Origin of the sequence: Paractinoplanes durhamensis, from assembly GCF_016862175.1 — a bacterium.
Classification (GTDB): Bacteria; Actinomycetota; Actinomycetes; order Mycobacteriales; family Micromonosporaceae; genus Actinoplanes; species Actinoplanes durhamensis.
Genome location: NZ_BOML01000071.1, coordinates 110,088 through 126,343 on the forward strand (window position 1 = coordinate 110,088; position 16,256 = coordinate 126,343).

The 16,256-nt window shown below is 71.0% G+C and carries 17 protein-coding genes; 13 read left to right on the top strand and 4 right to left on the bottom strand.

Going from position 1 to position 16,256, the window contains the following annotated elements; genetic code table 11:
- Positions 1–20: 20 nt before the first annotated feature.
- Positions 21–482: a MarR family winged helix-turn-helix transcriptional regulator gene (locus tag Adu01nite_RS41740; RefSeq protein ID WP_203734895.1), complete on the bottom strand. Its 462-nt coding sequence runs from the start codon at positions 480–482 to the stop codon at positions 21–23.
- An 87-nt stretch (positions 483–569) separates the two neighbouring features.
- On the opposite strand from Adu01nite_RS41740, the gene Adu01nite_RS41745 reads away from it, so the two are divergent.
- The 3 genes from Adu01nite_RS41745 to Adu01nite_RS41755 all read left to right on the top strand — a co-directional run bounded on the left by Adu01nite_RS41745 (position 570) and on the right by Adu01nite_RS41755 (position 3,224).
- Positions 570–1,913 carry an FAD-binding oxidoreductase gene (locus Adu01nite_RS41745; protein WP_203734896.1) on the top strand — a complete coding sequence of 448 codons (1,344 nt, stop codon included), beginning with the start codon at positions 570–572 and terminating at the stop codon, positions 1,911–1,913.
- A gap of 85 nt (positions 1,914–1,998) precedes the next feature.
- Positions 1,999–2,763: a class I SAM-dependent methyltransferase gene (locus tag Adu01nite_RS41750; RefSeq protein ID WP_203734897.1), complete on the top strand. Its 765-nt coding sequence runs from the start codon at positions 1,999–2,001 to the stop codon at positions 2,761–2,763.
- Positions 2,760–3,224: a VOC family protein gene (locus Adu01nite_RS41755; RefSeq protein ID WP_203734898.1), complete on the top strand. Its 465-nt coding sequence runs from the start codon at positions 2,760–2,762 to the stop codon at positions 3,222–3,224. The genes Adu01nite_RS41750 and Adu01nite_RS41755 overlap by 4 nt, the downstream gene beginning before the upstream one ends.
- Here the strand turns inward: Adu01nite_RS41755 and Adu01nite_RS41760 are convergent.
- Entirely contained in the window at positions 3,192–3,827 is a 636-nt protein-coding gene (locus tag Adu01nite_RS41760) for an alpha/beta hydrolase (protein ID WP_203734899.1), read from the bottom strand. The genes Adu01nite_RS41755 and Adu01nite_RS41760 overlap by 33 nt on opposite strands.
- Complete coding sequence (locus tag Adu01nite_RS41765) at positions 3,824–4,399, bottom strand: NADPH-dependent F420 reductase (RefSeq protein WP_203734900.1); 576 nt, start codon at positions 4,397–4,399, stop codon at positions 3,824–3,826. The genes Adu01nite_RS41760 and Adu01nite_RS41765 overlap by 4 nt, the downstream gene beginning before the upstream one ends.
- Positions 4,400–4,476: 77 nt before the next feature.
- Here Adu01nite_RS41765 and Adu01nite_RS41770 point away from each other — a divergent pair, with 77 nt between their 5' ends.
- The 10 genes from Adu01nite_RS41770 (at position 4,477) to Adu01nite_RS41815 (ending at position 15,028) form a co-directional block, all read left to right on the top strand.
- Positions 4,477–4,980: a MarR family winged helix-turn-helix transcriptional regulator gene (locus tag Adu01nite_RS41770; protein ID WP_239133119.1), complete on the top strand. Its 504-nt coding sequence runs from the start codon at positions 4,477–4,479 to the stop codon at positions 4,978–4,980.
- 130 nt (positions 4,981–5,110) lie between these two features.
- Positions 5,111–5,716 (top strand): RICIN domain-containing protein, encoded by a 606-nt coding sequence (locus tag Adu01nite_RS41775; RefSeq protein ID WP_203734901.1) that lies wholly within the window; start codon positions 5,111–5,113, stop codon positions 5,714–5,716.
- Between the two features lie 226 nt (positions 5,717–5,942).
- Positions 5,943–7,682 (top strand): ABC transporter family substrate-binding protein, encoded by a 1,740-nt coding sequence (locus Adu01nite_RS41780; RefSeq protein WP_203734902.1) that lies wholly within the window; start codon positions 5,943–5,945, stop codon positions 7,680–7,682.
- A 64-nt stretch (positions 7,683–7,746) separates the two neighbouring features.
- Positions 7,747–8,730, top strand: coding sequence for an ABC transporter permease (locus Adu01nite_RS41785; protein ID WP_203734903.1), 984 nt, complete (start codon positions 7,747–7,749; stop codon positions 8,728–8,730).
- Positions 8,723–9,625: an ABC transporter permease gene (locus tag Adu01nite_RS41790; protein ID WP_203734904.1), complete on the top strand. Its 903-nt coding sequence runs from the start codon at positions 8,723–8,725 to the stop codon at positions 9,623–9,625. The genes Adu01nite_RS41785 and Adu01nite_RS41790 overlap by 8 nt, the downstream gene beginning before the upstream one ends.
- Complete coding sequence (locus tag Adu01nite_RS41795) at positions 9,622–10,623, top strand: ABC transporter ATP-binding protein (protein WP_203734905.1); 1,002 nt, start codon at positions 9,622–9,624, stop codon at positions 10,621–10,623. The genes Adu01nite_RS41790 and Adu01nite_RS41795 overlap by 4 nt, the downstream gene beginning before the upstream one ends.
- The gene (locus Adu01nite_RS41800) at positions 10,620–11,633 is read left to right on the top strand and encodes an ABC transporter ATP-binding protein (RefSeq protein ID WP_203734906.1); all 1,014 of its coding nucleotides are present in this window, start codon (positions 10,620–10,622) and stop codon (positions 11,631–11,633) included. Before Adu01nite_RS41795 ends, Adu01nite_RS41800 begins: the two co-directional genes overlap by 4 nt.
- Positions 11,634–11,685: 52 nt before the next feature.
- A complete protein-coding gene (locus Adu01nite_RS41805; RefSeq protein ID WP_203734907.1) occupies positions 11,686–12,210 on the top strand; it encodes a PadR family transcriptional regulator in 525 nt (174 codons plus the stop codon).
- A complete protein-coding gene (locus Adu01nite_RS41810; protein ID WP_203734908.1) occupies positions 12,207–12,887 on the top strand; it encodes an ABC transporter ATP-binding protein in 681 nt (226 codons plus the stop codon). Before Adu01nite_RS41805 ends, Adu01nite_RS41810 begins: the two co-directional genes overlap by 4 nt.
- The gene (locus Adu01nite_RS41815) at positions 12,884–15,028 is read left to right on the top strand and encodes an FtsX-like permease family protein (protein WP_203734909.1); all 2,145 of its coding nucleotides are present in this window, start codon (positions 12,884–12,886) and stop codon (positions 15,026–15,028) included. The genes Adu01nite_RS41810 and Adu01nite_RS41815 overlap by 4 nt, the downstream gene beginning before the upstream one ends.
- A 3-nt stretch (positions 15,029–15,031) precedes the next feature.
- Here the strand turns inward: Adu01nite_RS41815 and Adu01nite_RS41820 are convergent, their stop codons facing one another.
- Positions 15,032–16,225 carry a PucR family transcriptional regulator gene (locus tag Adu01nite_RS41820; RefSeq protein ID WP_239133120.1) on the bottom strand — a complete coding sequence of 398 codons (1,194 nt, stop codon included), beginning with the start codon at positions 16,223–16,225 and terminating at the stop codon, positions 15,032–15,034.
- Between the last annotated feature and the right edge of the window lie 31 nt (positions 16,226–16,256).

Below are 16,256 nucleotides of genomic sequence, written 5' to 3' on the forward strand. Positions count from 1 at the left end.
GTCACAGTACCCATCCGCGCTCATCCCTTGGCCTCCGCGTCGGCGAGGTCGCCGGCCAGGTGCCGCAGCGCCGGCAGCGCCCCGACCAGCCTGGTGGCCTCGGCGGCGGACAGGCCGGACAGGGCCGCCGCCATCCGCTCGCCCCAGGAGTGCTCGCGCCGCTGCCGGGCCTCGTGCGCGGTCGCGGTGGGGTGCAGGCGGGTCACCCGGCCGTCCGTCTCGTCGCGCTGCCGGGCCAGCAGGCCGCGCGCCTCGAGCTGGGACACCGCGGTGCTCACGTTGTTGGCCGCGACGCCGATCTCGGCGGCCACCTCGTTGACCGAGCGGCCGGGGCGGCGGGTCAGCAGGCGCATCACCTCGAGCGCGGTGGGCGGCAGCGGCTCGGCCCGGCCGGCCTCGGCGCCGATCGTGCGCGGCAGCAGCCAGGCCAGATCGTGCAGGACGACGGCCAGCGCCTCGGCGTCGGTGCGGGTGGTGGCCACGGTCTGCTCCCTTGACGGTCCTCCGAGATATCTCTACCTTACGAGATAAATACCTCTGAACTAAGAGATAAAATTCGAGGAGGATCCATGACCGTACGGCTGGTGGGCCCCGATCATCCCGACTACGACACCGACCGCCGGGTGTGGAACGCCATGCACGACCGGCGACCGGCCCTCATCGCGCACTGCGGCAGCGTCGCCGACGTCGTCGAATCCGTGCGCTACGCCCGGGAGCAGGGCCTGGAGATCGCGGTCCGCGGCGGCGGGCACAGCATGCCCGGGTTCAGCACGGTCGACGACGGCATCGTCATCGCGCTCGACGGCCTGCGCGGCGTCTCCGTCGACCCGGACCGGCGAGTGCTCGTCGCCGAGGGTGGCGCGCTGCTCGGCGACGTCGACCGGGCCGCCCAGGAGCACGGCATGGTGGTGCCGGCCGGGGTCATCTCGCACACCGGGGTGGCCGGGCTGACCCTCGGCGGCGGGGTCGGACGGCTGATGCGGCGCTTCGGCCTCACCATCGACAGCCTCCTCGAGGTCGAGCTGGTCACCGCGGCCGGCGAGGTGGTCACCGCGAGCGCGACCGAGCACCCGGACCTCTTCTGGGCGCTGCGCGGGGGCGGCGGCAACTTCGGGATCGTCACCAAATTCACCTACCGCACCCACGAGCTGACCACGATCCCGGTGCTCGCCTGCTTCCACCCGCTCGCCGACGCACCGCGGGTGCTGGCCCGCGCCCAGGAGGTCATCGCCGACCCGGCCACCCCGCGCGAGCTGCTCTGGACCAGCTTCTTCCGCAAAGGTCACCCGCTCCCCTGGATGCCGGCCGACCTGGTCGGCACGCCCGGGCTGATGACGGTGATCGAGTGGTCCGGCGACGTCGCGGAGGGCCTGCGGCTGCTGGAGAAGCTGCGCGACGAGCTCGCGCCGGTCGCGGCGACCGTCGACCCGGTGCCGTTCCTGACCTTGCAGACGGCCGGCGACGAGATGTTCCGGCACGGCCTCTACACGTACGTGAAGGCCGGTTTTGCCGATGCGCTCACGCCGGACCTCGTCGCCGACCTGATCGAACGCGGGCGGCTCCTCGGGTCGGAGATCAGCCAGATCGAGCTGCTGGCCCAGGGCGGGGCGATCGCCGACGTGCCGGCCGACGCCACCGCGTACCCGCATCGGAGCGCGTCCTGGCTGGTCAACATCCCGGCGTCGTGGACCGACCCGACCGACGGCGACGACGAGCTGGCCTGGGTGCGCGGGACGTACGCCGCGGTCCGGCCGCACCTGGACGGGACCAGCTACAGCAACTTCATGGACGCCGACGAGGCCAGCGACGAGCAGACCGCGTACGGGTCGACGCTGCGCCGCCTGCGCCAGGTCAAAGCGGAGTGGGATCCGGCCAACGTCTTTCACCTCAACCAGAACATCAAGCCGGCATGACCGCCTGCACCGAGCGGCACCCAGCTGCACCGAACAACGACATCGCAGGCGAGGGCCAGAAGGGCTTGCACAAGGAGGGCACAGCATGACCGGGCTGTGGGACACCGATCCCGAGGGCTGGGCGACGTACGCCGAGCGGCAGAACGAGGCGCTGTTCGTCGCGGTTCTCGACGCGGCCGGGGTCACGGCCGGCACCCGGCTGCTCGACGTGGGCTGCGGCACCGGGCGGGCGCTGCGGCTGGCCGCCGACCGCGGCGCGACGGTGACCGGCCTGGACTCCTCCGGGCCGCTCCTTGCGCTGGCCGCGAGCGTGGTCCCCGAGGCCGAGCTGATCGTCGGCGAGCTCGACGAGCTGCTCCTTCCGGACGGGAGCGTGGACGTGGTCACCGGGATCAACGCGTTCCAGTTCGCGGCCGATCCGCGGGTGGCGCTGGCCGAGGCGAGCCGGGTCCTCGCACCGGGCGGGCGGGTGGTGGCCAGCATGTTCGCCGAGCCGGAGCGCTCCGAGTCGACGGTCATCCACCACGCCCTGTCGGCGCTGGCACCGGCCGGGAACCACGCGCCCTACCTGCTGTCCGAGCCCGGCCGCCTGGACGAAGCGATGGCCGCGGCCGGGCTGAGAGTGCTCGGCCACGGCGAGGTCGAGTGCGTGTGGGCGTATGCCGGGCACGACGAGGTCGTCCGCGGCCTGCTGTCCTCGGCCGGGGGTGCCCGCGCGGCGCAGTTCGCCGGGCGCGCGGCCGCCGCGGCCGCGATCCGGACGGCGGTGCTCCCTTTCACCGCGGCCGACGGGTCGGTCGCGATGCGCAACACGTTCCGCTGGACCAGCGCCGTCAAGGAGAGACCATGACCGAGATCCACCACATCGGCTACTGGGTCGACGACCTGGCCGCCGCCGTCGACTGGGCCGGGCGGGTGCTCGGCGCGGGCCCGTTCACCGTGGTCGAGCACGTCGACCTCGGGGCCGGCTTCCGGTTCCGGGGCGAGCCGGCCGTGCTCGACCACAGCGCGGCGTTCGGGCAGTGGGGTTCGATCATCCTGGAGCTCGGGGTCGTCCACGACGTCACGCCCGAGCTGGGCCGGGCCCTCAACGTCGGGCACGGCAACGTCAGCCACCTCGCGTGGACCACCGACGACCTCGACGCCGAGGGCGCCCGGATGGCGGACGCGGGCTGCCCGCTGCTCACCACCTCGCGGGCGGGGGCGTGGGCGGACTGGTTCGACGGGGGCCCGGTGTTCGGCCACCCCGTCGAGATCCACCAGCCCACCGCCGGAGTGCTAGCTATGTGGCGCGGCCTGAAGCACGGATAGCCACTCGGCCAGGGCGCGCCGCGCGTCGGGGGCGATGCCGTGGCCGACCGGGTCGCGGCGGGCGGTGGTGGCCGCGCCCGACTCGCCGGTCAGGTAGCTCCAGGTGCGGTCGAGCAGCTCGCGCGGGATCACGTTGTCGAAGTCGCCCTGGGCGACCAGGACCGGGACGCCGGCCAGGTGCCCGGGCGCGGTCGGCACGCCCGCGTCGAACGGCAGCGTGCCGTAGAGGATGGCGGCGCCGGCGTAGCGGGCCGGGTCGTCGAGCAGCAGGCCGCCGGCGAAGGCCGCGCCGCCGCTGAAGCCGACCAGGATCACCGGCCGGCCGGCCGGGGCGGCGCCGTCGAGCCAGCCGCGGAACCAGTCCATGGTCTCGCGCAGCGACTCGGGCCGGGGGCGGCCGATGCCACGGTTGGCGAACCAGGCGAAGCCGCCGCCCTCGGCGATCGGGGCGCGGACCGCCGCGTACGCAAAGGAGGGCGGGAGATGATCGCTCAGAGCGAGAATCTCCTGCTCGTGGGAGCCCCGGCCGTGCAGCAGGAGGACCAGCGGCGCGGCGGGATCGTCCGATCCCGCCGTCGCCACCACCGCGGGGGTGGTCGTCACTGGGCGACCGCGAAGCCGCCGGTCCAGGAGACCTTCTCGCCGGCCGCGAGGGTGATCTGCAGGAAGCCGATCGACTCGAGCTCGCGGGCCCGCTTGAGGCTGCCGGCGTCGACCGCGCGCAGCCCGGCCGCGCTGACCACGCCGCTGAGCAGGGCCTTGGCGTCGGCGTCGTCGCCCGCGATCAGCACCGTGGTGGGCGCGCCGCCGACCTCACCGGCGACCAGCGTGCCGGCGAAGTTGGTGTTGAACGCCTTGACGACGGTGGACTCGGGCAGCGCGGCGGCGATCTCGGTGGCGGCCGAGCCGTCGGCCGGGACGGTGAGGCCGTCGAACGTCGCGAAGTCGAGCGGGTTGGTGATGTCGACGACGACCTTGCCGGCCAGCTGAGCACCGCGCCGGCTGACGACCTCGGCGACCTTCGGGTACGGAACGGCCAGCACCACGATGTCGCCGGTGACCGCCTTGTCGCTGTCCGAGCTGGTCAGCAGCTCGACGGTGTGCCCGCCCTTGGCCGCGAGACCGGAGATCGCCTGACCCATGTTGCCGCTGCCGATGATGCTGATGTGCGCCATAATGGCCTCCCGAATTGGTTGTAGCTACAACCTACGGCCGACGGCATGGTTGTAGCAACAACTAAAGCGGTGTCATCATGGTGAGCGTGAACACACGATGGCTCAGCCCGGACGAGATGGCGGCATGGGTGCGGCTCGCCGCCGTGCTGGAACTCCTGCCGGCCGCCCTCGACAGTCAGCTCCGGCGGGACGCCGGGCTGACCCACTTCGACTACTACGTGCTGGCCATGCTCTCCGAGACCCCCGCGCACACGCTGCGGATGACCGCGCTGGCCGAGCGGACCACCGCCACCCTGGCCCGCCTCTCGCACGTGGTCGCCCGCCTGGAGGGCCGCGGCCTGATCGAGCGCTTCCCGTGCCCGGAGGACCGGCGGGCGACCAACGCCCGACTGACCGAGGCGGGCTGGGCGAAGGTGCAGGAGACCGCCCCCGGACACGTCGCAACGGTCCGTGAGACGGTCATCGACGCCCTGACCCCGGAGCAGATCGCCCAGCTCACCGAGATCGGCGAGGCCATCCTGCACCGCCTCGACCCGGAGGGCACCCGGGCCGCCATCTACCAGCGCTACGACCCTGCCTGACCCGCTGCATGATCGTGCAACTTTCCGGGCGCCACTAGGGGTTTGCCGACTGCTCACTCCATCGTGGACCTCGAACCGAGCGTCCCCACCATCGGGGGAAGGGGGCGGCGGTTTCAGCAGTGGAGGCCACATGCGGAAGTTCTCATCCGTCCTGCTGTCCCTGGTCACGATCGTCGCCGCCACCCTCGGCGCGGTCGTGGCGACCGGGGGTGCGGCGCAGGCGGTGACCAGCTGCTCGACCAAGTTCCCCAACGCCGACCCGGTCAGCGGGTACTACTACAACCGCGGCCCGTACTGGTGGGCGAACAAGAACGCCAGCCCCGGTTCGACCCGGATGGTGCTCGACGTCCAGGGCCCGTGGACCGACAACGGCACGAAGGTGCACCTGTGGCACTGGTACGGCGGGGACAGCCAGTACTGGTGCCTGGCGCCGCAGGGCTACCAGGTCAACGGCGCGAACGTCTACAAGTTCCGTAACCTTTACACCGGCAAGTGCCTGGACATCGCCGGGCCGTCGGCGGCGGACGGCACCAACGTGCACCAGTGGGGCTGCACCGAGTTCGACGACTACCGCAGCCAGCAGTGGGCCCAGTTCTCGGCGAACGGCGGCTACCAGTTCCGGAACGTCTACTCAGGGACGTGCCTCGATGTGCGAAACTGGGGCAATACGGACGGAGCCGAGCTACAGATCTGGACCTGCGGCGACACCAGCAAGGCCAACCAGATCTTCTTCTAGTACGCCCCGGGAAGGCCACCGCCGTTCGGCGGTGGCCTTTCACATTGCCGAAACATCGATCAACGGATTCGTCCATATTGAACAAGATCCAATAACGAGATAGTCACAAGTCAATACAGGAGACTAGGCGCGCCAGTACGCAGTGCAGTCAGATGTGCTCACACCGCAATCCCGCATTCGGCGGCCATCTGATCGACGGGCGCCCCGGCACGTCCCGGAGGGGAAGATGACTACCCGTTCAACGGGGGCACTGAGGCTGATCGCCATCGCGACCGCCTCGATGCTCGCCATCACCGCATGCAGCGGCGGCAGCGAAACTCCGACCGAGGAGCTGCTCGGCTTCGACTCCTGCACGAAGACCCCGCTGACCTGCAACACCGGCGAGACCAAGGCCGGCGGCTCGATCGTGTACTACGAGGAGCAGGACATCGCCACCTGGAACACGGTGGGCGCCGACGGTGGTCACTACGCCACCTCGGTGATGCTGGGCGGCCTCGTCCAGAACGTCTACTACGGCGCGCCGGACTACAAGGCCGGGCTCAACACAGACCTCGTGGTCGAGGAGCCGAAGGTCACCAGCACCAGCCCGCAGACCGTGGTCTACAAGCTCAAGCCCGAAGCGGTGTGGAGCGACGGCACGCCGATCACCGCGGACGACTTCAACTACGCCTTCCGGGCGCGCAACACGAAGGACTGCCCGGACTGCGGCACCTCGAGCAGCTCCGGCTACGACGTCCTGCAGAGCGTCACCGGCAGCGACAACGGCAAGACCGTGACCGCGGTGTTCCAGGCCGGCAAGACGTACCCGGACTGGAAGTCGCTGTTCGGCGAGCTCTACCCGGCGCACATCGCGAAGGCGGCCGGCGACAACGGCACGCCGGCCGGCCTGCTCAAGTCGTGGGACGCCTTCGGCAAGACCCAGCCGACCTGGTCCGGTGGCCCGTACATGATCGAGAGCTACCAGGAGGGTCAGCAGCTCGTCGAGGTGCCGAACCCGAAGTGGTGGGGCAAGAAGCAGTCGCTCGACAAGATCATCTTCAAGATCGTGACGGACCAGTCGTCGTTCGTCCCGGCGCTGCAGAACGGTGAGATCAACGCGGGCGACCCGCAGCCCAACATCGACATGGTCACCCAGGTGCAGAACCTGCAGGGCTTCAACCAGAAGCTCAGCGGCGGTCTCTCGTGGGAGCACATCGACGCCAACCTGCAGAACAAGTTCCTGAAGGACAAGGCGCTCCGCGAGGCGATCTTCAAGGCGATCGACGTGCAGGGCATCATCAACCGCACGGTCGGCACGTTCTGGAAGGACGCCAAGCCGCTCGGCAACCACAACTTCATCCCGCAGAGTCCTTATTACAAGGACGTGGTGAGCGAGACCGGCGCCGGCAAGGCCGACATCGAAGGGGCGAAGAAGGTCCTGACCGACGCGGGTTACACCGGCGTCGGCAGCGCGCTCAAGACCCCCGGCGGCGAGGCGGTCACGCTGCGGTTCCGGCACACCGAGGGCAACGTCAACCGGGCCGCCACGGCGGAGTTGGTGCAGGCGACGCTCAAGCAGCTGGGCATCACGATGACCATCCAGACCACCAACACGCTGGGCAAGACGCTGGACTCCGGCGACTTCGACCTGATCGTGTACGCCTGGGTCAACACCCCGTTCTTCTTCCAGGGCGCCCAGCAGCTGTGGGGCAAGGCCAGTGACAGCAACTACGGCCACTGGGTCAACGAGCAGGCCGACACGGTCCTGAACCAGGGCGTTCAGGAGGGCCTCGACGAGGCGAAGGGCGCCGACCTGCTCAACCAGGCCGACGCGCTGATGGCCAAGGACTACTACGTCCTGCCGCTCTTCCAGCGGCCCAACTTCATGGTGGCCAAGGCCGACTACCTGAACATCCGGCCGAACTCCACCTCGACCGGTCCGACGTTCAACACCGAGGAGTGGGGCCTGAAGGCAACCGCCAACTAGGCCGGTACCGAGCTGCCCGGCGCGGTTCCGCCGCGCCGGGCAGCCTCCTCGAAAGAGAAAAATCATGTTCGCGTACGTCGTGCGGCGCCTGGCCGCCGCGATACCCGTCCTCCTGGTCGCGTCGTTCCTCGCGTACGCCCTGGTGGCGCTCTCGGGTGATCCGCTCGAACCGCTGAAGCTGCGCAACCCGCCCGCGCCACCGCGGACGATCGAGCTGGAGACGCAGCGTCTCGGCCTCGACCACAACATCTTCGTCCGGTACTGGGACTGGCTCTGGGGAGTCCTGCACGGCGACTTCGGCCAGTCGGTGCAGAGCAACTACAACATCGGCGCCAACCTGGGCCGCTCGGCGACCGTCACCCTGCGACTGGTTCTGGTCGCGATGCTGCTGGCCCTGGTCCTGGCGATCCTCACCGGCGTGCTGAGCGCGGTCCGGCAGTACTCGCGGTTCGATTACGCCACCACGTTCGCCGGCTTCGTCTTCCTGGCCATGCCGTCGTTCTGGATCGCCATCGTCCTCAAAGACCTCGCGGTCCGCTACAACCGGGCCTCCGGCACCACGGTGTTCTACACGATCGGCGAGACCTCGCAGAACTATGAGAGCCTGTCGGCGGCCGGGAAGTTCGCCGACGTCGCCGGGCACCTGGTGCTGCCGACGATCGCGCTCGCCCTGATCTCGTACGCGGCCTGGAGCCGTTACCAGCGGGCCGCCATGCTCGAGGTGCTCAACTCCGACTACGTACGGCTGGCCCGGGCGAAAGGCCTGACCTGGCGCAAGGTGCTGGTCAAGCACGTGCTGCGGACGGCGCTGATCCCGCTGGTCACGGTCACCGCGCTGGACATCGCCGCCATTCTCGGCGGCGCCGTGATCACCGAGACCGTCTTCAACTGGAACGGCCTGGGCCGGATGCTGCTCAACGGCGTCGCCCGCGCCGACACCAACGCGGTGGCCGCCTGGCTGCTGCTCGCGGGCCTGGTCGTGATCGCCTTCAACGTCATCGCCGACTCGCTCTACGCCGTGCTCGACCCGAGGATCCGCCATGAGTGACACCGCCGCGCGGCCGACGGCCGAGACGTTCACCGTGCGCGAGCGCACCCAGAGCCAACTGGTGCTGCGCCGCTTCCTGCGGCACCGGGCCGCGGTGACCAGCCTGGTGCTGTTCGTCGTGGTCGCGCTGTTCGCCTATGTCGGCCCGCTGCTCTGGAAGTACAGCTACACCGACATCACCGACGACCTGTCCCAGCCGCCGTCCCTGGGCCATCCGTTCGGCACCGACCTGATCGGGCACGACACGATGGCCCAGGTCATGCGGGGCACGCAGCAGTCGCTCAAGATCGCCCTCGCGATCGCGCTGATCGGCACCGTGCTCGGCGCGCTCTGGGGCGCGATCGCCGGCCTCTACCGGGGCAAGCTCGACTTCCTGATGATGCGCATCGTCGACGTCGTCCTCACGCTGCCCACGATCGCGGTCGCCGCCGCGGTCGCCGCGCAGGGGGTCGGGGGCAGCCAGTGGTGGTCGATCGCGGTCATCCTCGGCGCGCTGACCTGGCCGTACGTAAGCCGGGTGGTTCGGGGTGTGGTTCTTTCCCTGCGCGAGCAGGAGTTCATCGAGGCGGCGCGGGCGCTCGGGGCGGGCAATGCCCGGATCATCCTGCGGCATCTGCTGCCCAACGCGCTCGGCGCGATCATCGTGGTCGCCACGCTCACCATCGCGACCGGCATCCTCGGCGAGGCGGCCCTGTCGTTCCTCGGCGTCGGCGTGCAGGCCCCGGACACGTCGCTCGGCCTGCTGGTGTCGATCAACCGGGACGCGGTGAACACCCGGCCGTGGCTGTTCTACTTCCCCGGCCTGCTCATCATCCTGATCGCCCTGACGATCAACTTCGTCGGCGACGGCCTACGCGACGCCTTCGACCCGAAGCAAACGAGGGTTCGGCAATGACAGCGCTCCTCGAGGTCGATGACCTCACCGTCGCCTTCCCCACCGAGGACGGCGTCGTCCAGGCCGTCCGGGGCGTGTCCTACCAGGTCAACCGCGGTGATGCGGTGGGCATCGTCGGCGAGTCGGGCTCCGGCAAGTCGGTGACGTCGATGGCGGTGATGGGGCTGCTGCCGCGCAGCGCCCGGATCACCGGCTCGATCCGGCTGATGGGCGAGGAACTGCTGGGCCGCTCGGACGCCGAGATGTCGAAGATCCGGGGCAGCAAGGTCGCGATGATCTTCCAGGACCCGCTGACCTCGCTCAACCCGGTCTACACCGTGGGCACCCAGATCGCCGAGGCGGTGCTGGCGCACAAGGACGTGCCGAAGAGCCGGGCGATGAAGCGGGCGGTCGAGCTCCTCGACATCGTCGGCATCCCGAACCCGTCGCTGCGGGTCAACAGCTATCCGCACGAGTTGTCGGGCGGCATGCGGCAGCGCATCGTGATCGCGATCGCGATGGCCAACGACCCCGATCTGATCATCGCGGACGAGCCGACCACCGCCCTCGACGTGACCGTGCAGGCCCAGGTGCTCGAGGCGCTGGAGGCGGCCCGCAAGGCGACCGGCGCGGCGCTGGTCCTGATCACCCACGACCTCGGGGTGATCGCCGGGCACACCGATCGGGTCAACGTCATGTACGCGGGCAAGCTCGTCGAGACCGGCTCGGTGGACGAGATCTTCTACGAGCCGCGGATGCCGTACACCCTGGGGCTTCTCGGCAGTCTGCCGCGGATCGACGAGTCCGGCCGGCCGCGGCTGATCCCGATCACCGGGTCGCCGCCGTCGCTGCTCAACCTGCCGTCCGGCTGCCCGTTCCTGCCGCGCTGCCCGAAGGCCCGGGACCGGTGCGCGGAGGTGGAGCCCGAGCTGACGGCCACCACGAATCCGCGGCATCTCGCCGCCTGCCACTTCCACACCGAGCTGGCCACCGCCACGGCCGAGGAGGTCTTCGCGTGACTGCCGACGCGTCCCCCATCATCTCCGTACGCGGGCTGGTCAAGCACTTTCCGGTCCGGTCGCGCGGGGTCGTCCGGCGCCGGATCGGCGACGTGCACGCGGTCTGCGGTGTCGACTTCGACATCTTCTCGCACGAGACGCTCGGCCTGGTCGGCGAGTCCGGCTGCGGCAAAACCACCACCGGGCGGCTGCTGCTCAACCTTCTCCCGGCGACCGCGGGTTCGGTGCTGTTCGAAGGGCGCGACATCGTGCCGCTGTCCCGCGCCCAGATGCGGCCGGTGCGCCGCGAGATGCAGATCGTCTTCCAGGACCCGTACGCGTCGCTCGACCCCCGGATGACGGTCAACGAGATCATCGCCGAGCCGTTGCGCATCCACGGCCTGTACGCCCGGGACAAGGTCCGCGACCTGCTGCAGATGGTCGGGCTGAGCCCGGAGCACGGCAACCGCTACGCGCACGAGTTCTCCGGCGGCCAGCGCCAGCGGATCGGGGTGGCCCGGGCGCTCGCGCTGCGGCCCAAGGTGCTGGTTCTCGACGAGCCGGTGTCGGCGCTCGACGTCTCCATCCAGGCCGGCGTGGTCAACCTGCTCGAGGACCTGCAGGACGAGCTCGGCCTGTCCTACCTGTTCATCTCGCACGACCTGTCGGTGGTGCGGCACATCGCCGACCGGGTCGCGGTGATGTACCTGGGCCGGATCGTGGAGACGGCGCCGGTCGAGGACCTGTTCCGCAACGCCGCCCACCCGTACACCCAGGCGCTGATCTCGGCGATCCCGGTGCCCGACCCCCGCAAGGAACGGTCCCGCCGGCGGATCCTGCTCTCCGGCGACGTGCCGAGCCCGGTCGTGCCGCCCAGCGGCTGCCGCTTCCGCACCCGGTGCCCGAAGTTCGCCGACCGGCTCAGCGACGACGAGCGCCAGAAGTGCACCACCGAGATCCCGGCGCTCACCGCCCGCGGCGTGGGCCACGAGACCGCCTGCCACTTCGCGGAGGCGCTGACTCTCATCTAGTTATCCACCGGGGGTATATACCCGGGGTATACACCGAGTGTATTCTCCTGGCATGAGTGTGCCCCTGACCCTGCTCGGCCTGCTCGAACGAGAGCCGAGCCATGGCTATGACCTCAAGCGTGACTACGACACCTTCTTCGGCCGCGGTAAGCCGCTGCCGTTCGGCCAGGTCTACTCGACGCTGAGCCGCCTCACCCGGGACGGCAAGGTGACCGTCGGCGACGTCAGCCCCGGCGACGGTCCCGACCGCAAGCGCTACCTGATCACCGAGCTGGGCGCGACCGAGGTCGAGCACTGGCTGACCGAGCCGGTCGAGCCGGAGCCGCACCTGCAGACCGTGCTGTTCGCCAAGGTGGTGCTGGCCCTGATGCTGGACCGCCCGGCCGGCGACTATCTGGACACCCAGCGCGCCGCCCACCTGCAGCGGATGCGTGAGCTGACCGAGCTCAAGCGCACCGGCAGCCTGGTCGACGGCCTGCTCGCCGACCACGGCCTCTTCCACCTGGAGGCCGACCTGCGATGGATCGAGACGACCGGCGCCCGGTTGGACGCCCTGCGGAAAGTGGTGCGCTCATGACTGTCGTTATGGAGGCGCGGGATCTGGCGTTCTCGTTCGGCGCCACCCCGGCGCTGCGCGGCGCGGAGATCGAGATCGAGGCGGGCGAGATCCTGGCCATCATGGGGCCGAGCGGCTCCGGCAAGTCGACGCTGCTGCACTGCCTGGCCGGCATCCTCGTGCCCGACAGCGGCGAGGTCCGCTACAACGGGGAGCGCCTCGACACGATGAGCGAGGCCCGGCGCAGCGCCCTGCGGCGCGATCAGTTCGGGTTCGTGTTCCAGTTCGGGCAGTTGGTCCCGGAGCTCACCGCGGCGGAAAATGTCGCGCTGCCGCTGATGCTCGGCGGGATCCGCCGGGCGGCGGCGCTGCGCAGCGCGCACGGCTACTTCGAGCGCCTCGGGCTGGACGGTCTGGAGCAGCGCCGCTCCGGTGAGCTGTCCGGCGGGCAGGCGCAGCGGGTCGCGCTGGCCCGGGCGCTGGTCGCCGAGCCGAAGGTGCTGTTCGCCGACGAGCCCACCGGCTCGCTCGACTCACTGACCGGCGAGCAGGTGATGGACCTGCTGGTCGGCGAGGCGCGGGCCCAGGGCACCACGGTCGTGCTGGTCACGCACGAGCCGCGGGTCGCGGCGTACGCCGATCGCGAGGTTGTCGTTCGCGACGGCCGGGTGACCGTGCCGGTGCGGAGGGCGGCATGATCAGCTTCGGATTGCGGCTGGCCGTCGCCGGCGGCCGGGAGGCGCTGACCCGCCTGATCGTCATCGCCGCCGCGGTGGCGGTCGGGGCCGGCCTGCTGCTGGCCACCTTCGCCGGCATCAACGCCGTGAACGAGCAGCTCACTCGATACGCGGCCCTGTTCCCCCAGGCGCCGGCCCCCGGCCCGGAGCCACTGTGGTGGGCCAGCCGCGACGACTACTTCCACGGCGAGCAGATCACCCGGATCGACGTCGCCGCCACCGGGCCAGGCTCCCCCGTCCCGGTCGGCATTCCGGCCGTGCCCGCGCCCGGCGAGTTCTACGCGTCCCCGGCCCTGCAGCGGCTGCTGGCCGCCCACCCGGGCGACCAGCTCGCCGACCGCTATCCCGCCCGCGCCATGGGCACGGTCGGCGACGCGGCGCTGCCGTCGCCGGACTCGCTGCTGCTGATCGCCGGCAACGCCGGGGCCGCCGACCTCCCCGGTGCGGTGCCGCGGACCAGCGTCGGCGCCGACGCCCCGGCCATCCCGGCGACCTTCGTCAACCTGATCATGAGTGTGATCGTCGCGGGCCTGCTCTTCCCGGTGCTCATCTTCATCGGCACCGCGACCCGGCTCAACGCCGCCCGCCGGGAGCAGCGGTTCGCCGCGATGCGCCTGGTCGGCGCGACCCCTTGGCAGATCTCGGTGGTGGCCGCGATCGAGGCCGCGGCGGCCGCGCTGGCCGGCACCGCGCTGGGGTTCGTCCTCTTCCTCGCCTTCCGCGACTCGCTGGCGAGCATTCCCTTCACCGGCGACCGGTTCTTCACCAGCGACATGTCGCTGAGCCTGCGCGACGTGCTGATCGTCGCCGCCGGTGTCCCCGCGGGGGCGGCACTGGCGGCCGGGGTCTCGCTGCGCCGGGTCCGGGTCTCCCCGCTCGGCATCGCCCGGCGGGCCACGCCGCGCCCGCCGAGCTGGTTCCGGCTGCTGCCGATCGCCCTCGGCCTCGGCGAACTGGCGTTCTTCCTGCTCGGCCCGAGGCCGCAGACGTCGGGCGGCCAGGCCGCGGTGTTCCTGCCCGGCCTGCTGCTGGTGATGACCGGCCTGATCCTGGCCGGCCCGCTGCTGACCATGCTCAGCGCCCGGTTCATGGTGCGCCGCTCGACCCGGCCGGCCACCCTGATCGCGGCCCGGCGCCTGGCCGACAACCCGAAGGCCGGCTTCCGGGCGATCAGCGGCATCATGCTCGCGCTCTTCATCACCACGGTGGCGACCGGCGTGATCACCACCATCGTCGCCAACCGTGGCCAGGCCCCGGCCGGCTCCCTGGAGAGCCGGACCGTCTCGATGTACTCGCCGGACGGCACGCCGCTGCCGGACGCCACTCCCGGCGACCTGCGTTCGCTGCCCGGCGTCCTCTCGGTGTCGCAACTGCGCCGGAACCCCGAGAAGTACGCCGATCCCGGGCTGGTCGCGTGCGCGGACATCCCGGCCGTCTACGGCCGGTGCGCGCCCGGCGCCGCGGTCGCGGTGGTGGCCGGCGACTTCATCCCGTGGCGCGAATCGGCCGACCCGGACCGGATCTGGCCCACCTCGGCCGTGCCGCCCGACGCCCTGACGCGGCTGCCGATGGAATCGGTCGTCATCCTCACCGACGGCGCGGCCGCCACGATCGAACGCGCCCGCACCGCTCTCGAGCTGGCCTATCCCGGCTATCGGATCGCGCCGAACGTGACCGGCGACTTCGAGTCCGATTTCGCCGACACGCTGCGCGGCTGGCAGCAGCTCGCCGACGTGGTCATCATCGCGAGCCTGGCGATCGCCGGGTGCAGCCTCGCGGTCAGCGTGGTCGGCGGCCTGACCGAGCGCAAACGCCCGTTCAGCCTGCTCCGGCTCAGCGGCGCCCCGGTCCGGGTGCTCCGCCGGGTGGTGGCGCTGGAGACCGCCGCCCCGCTGCTGGTCGTCGCGGTGGTGGCGATCGGCATGGGTTTCCTGGCGGCCACGCTGTTCCTCCAGGCCCAGATGGGTTACGCGCTGGTCGCGCCCGGCGCCGGTTTCTACCTGGTGGTCGTGGCCGGCCTGGCGGCCTGCCTGGCCATCATCGCCTCCACCATGCCGCTGCTGGAAAGGATCACCGGCCCGGAGACGGCCCGCAGTGAGTAGCCGTCACGCCTCGCCGGGCACCGACAGGGCGATGAACAGCGACGACAGCCATTCCGGGTCGCGCAGGCGGTCGCCGTACAGGTCGCGCAGCCGGGTCATGCGGTAGCGCACCGTCTGGGGGTGGATGAACAGCTCGGCCGCCACGTCCTCGCGCCGGCCCTGGTGCCGCAGCCAGCTGCGCAGCGTCTCGGCCAGCTTGGCCGCCGACAGATCGGCGGCGGCCGACAGCGGTTCGAGGACCTTGGCCCGCAGGTCGGCGAGCGCCTGCGGGTCGGCGGTCAGCACCAGCGTCGCCAGGTGATCCTCGGTGTCGACGACGGTCTTGGTGGACGTGCCGGGGAGCAGCAGGGTGCGGACCGCCCGGTCGTAGGACGCCTTGACCTGCAGCCACGGCCGGGCCGGGCCGACCACCGCGTTCTGGCCGCGGAGCAGGCCCAGGACCGCGGCGCGGGCGGTGCCGTCGGCGTCGGGGACGAGCAGGACCGAGAAGTCCGGCACCGCCGGGCCGGCCTCGCTCAGCCGCAGCGTGCGGCGATCGAGCAGGTCCACCACCGTCCGGACGGCGTGCTCGGGGACCAGGACGGCGGTCAGCGTGCGTGGGGGTGACCAGTCGGCGCGCTGGGCGGCCGTCACGATCGTGTGCTGGGTCTCGCCGGCCAGCAGGGCCAGGGTGAGCTGCTCCAGGTGGCGGGTGCGGGCCCGGCCGGAGGAGGCGAGCTCGTCGGAGTGCCCGACGACGCTGGCCGCGGAGAGCTCGTCGATGTAGACGAAGACCAGCTCGGCGAAGTGCGCGATGGTGGCGGCCGGCTGGCCGGTGGCGACGCTGATCTCGGCCAGTTCGTGCCAGGAGACCCGGGCGCCGACCCGGTAGGCGGCGAGCAGCGCGTCGAGGCTGCGGCCGTTGCGGGCCTCGCCGCGGCCCAGTGCATACGCCGCCTCCAGCCCGGGGGCCAGCGGGGACTGCGGGTCGGGGCCGTGGTCACGGGACACCAGCTTGAGAAAGGTGCCCAGGGCGGTGCGGACGGCTCGCTCGATCTTCGCGCCCAGATCGCCGGTGAACGCCTCCGCGTACGCCGGGACCTCGGCCATGATGGCATCGATGGTCTGCGTGGAGACGTGCGACAGCCGTTCGCGCAGCGGGGCGACCACCTCCGGGGACAGCCGGAAGGTTCGGACGTCCGGTAGGGCCTCCGTCACACCTTTTACCCCCGTTCTTGTTCGCAGCGAA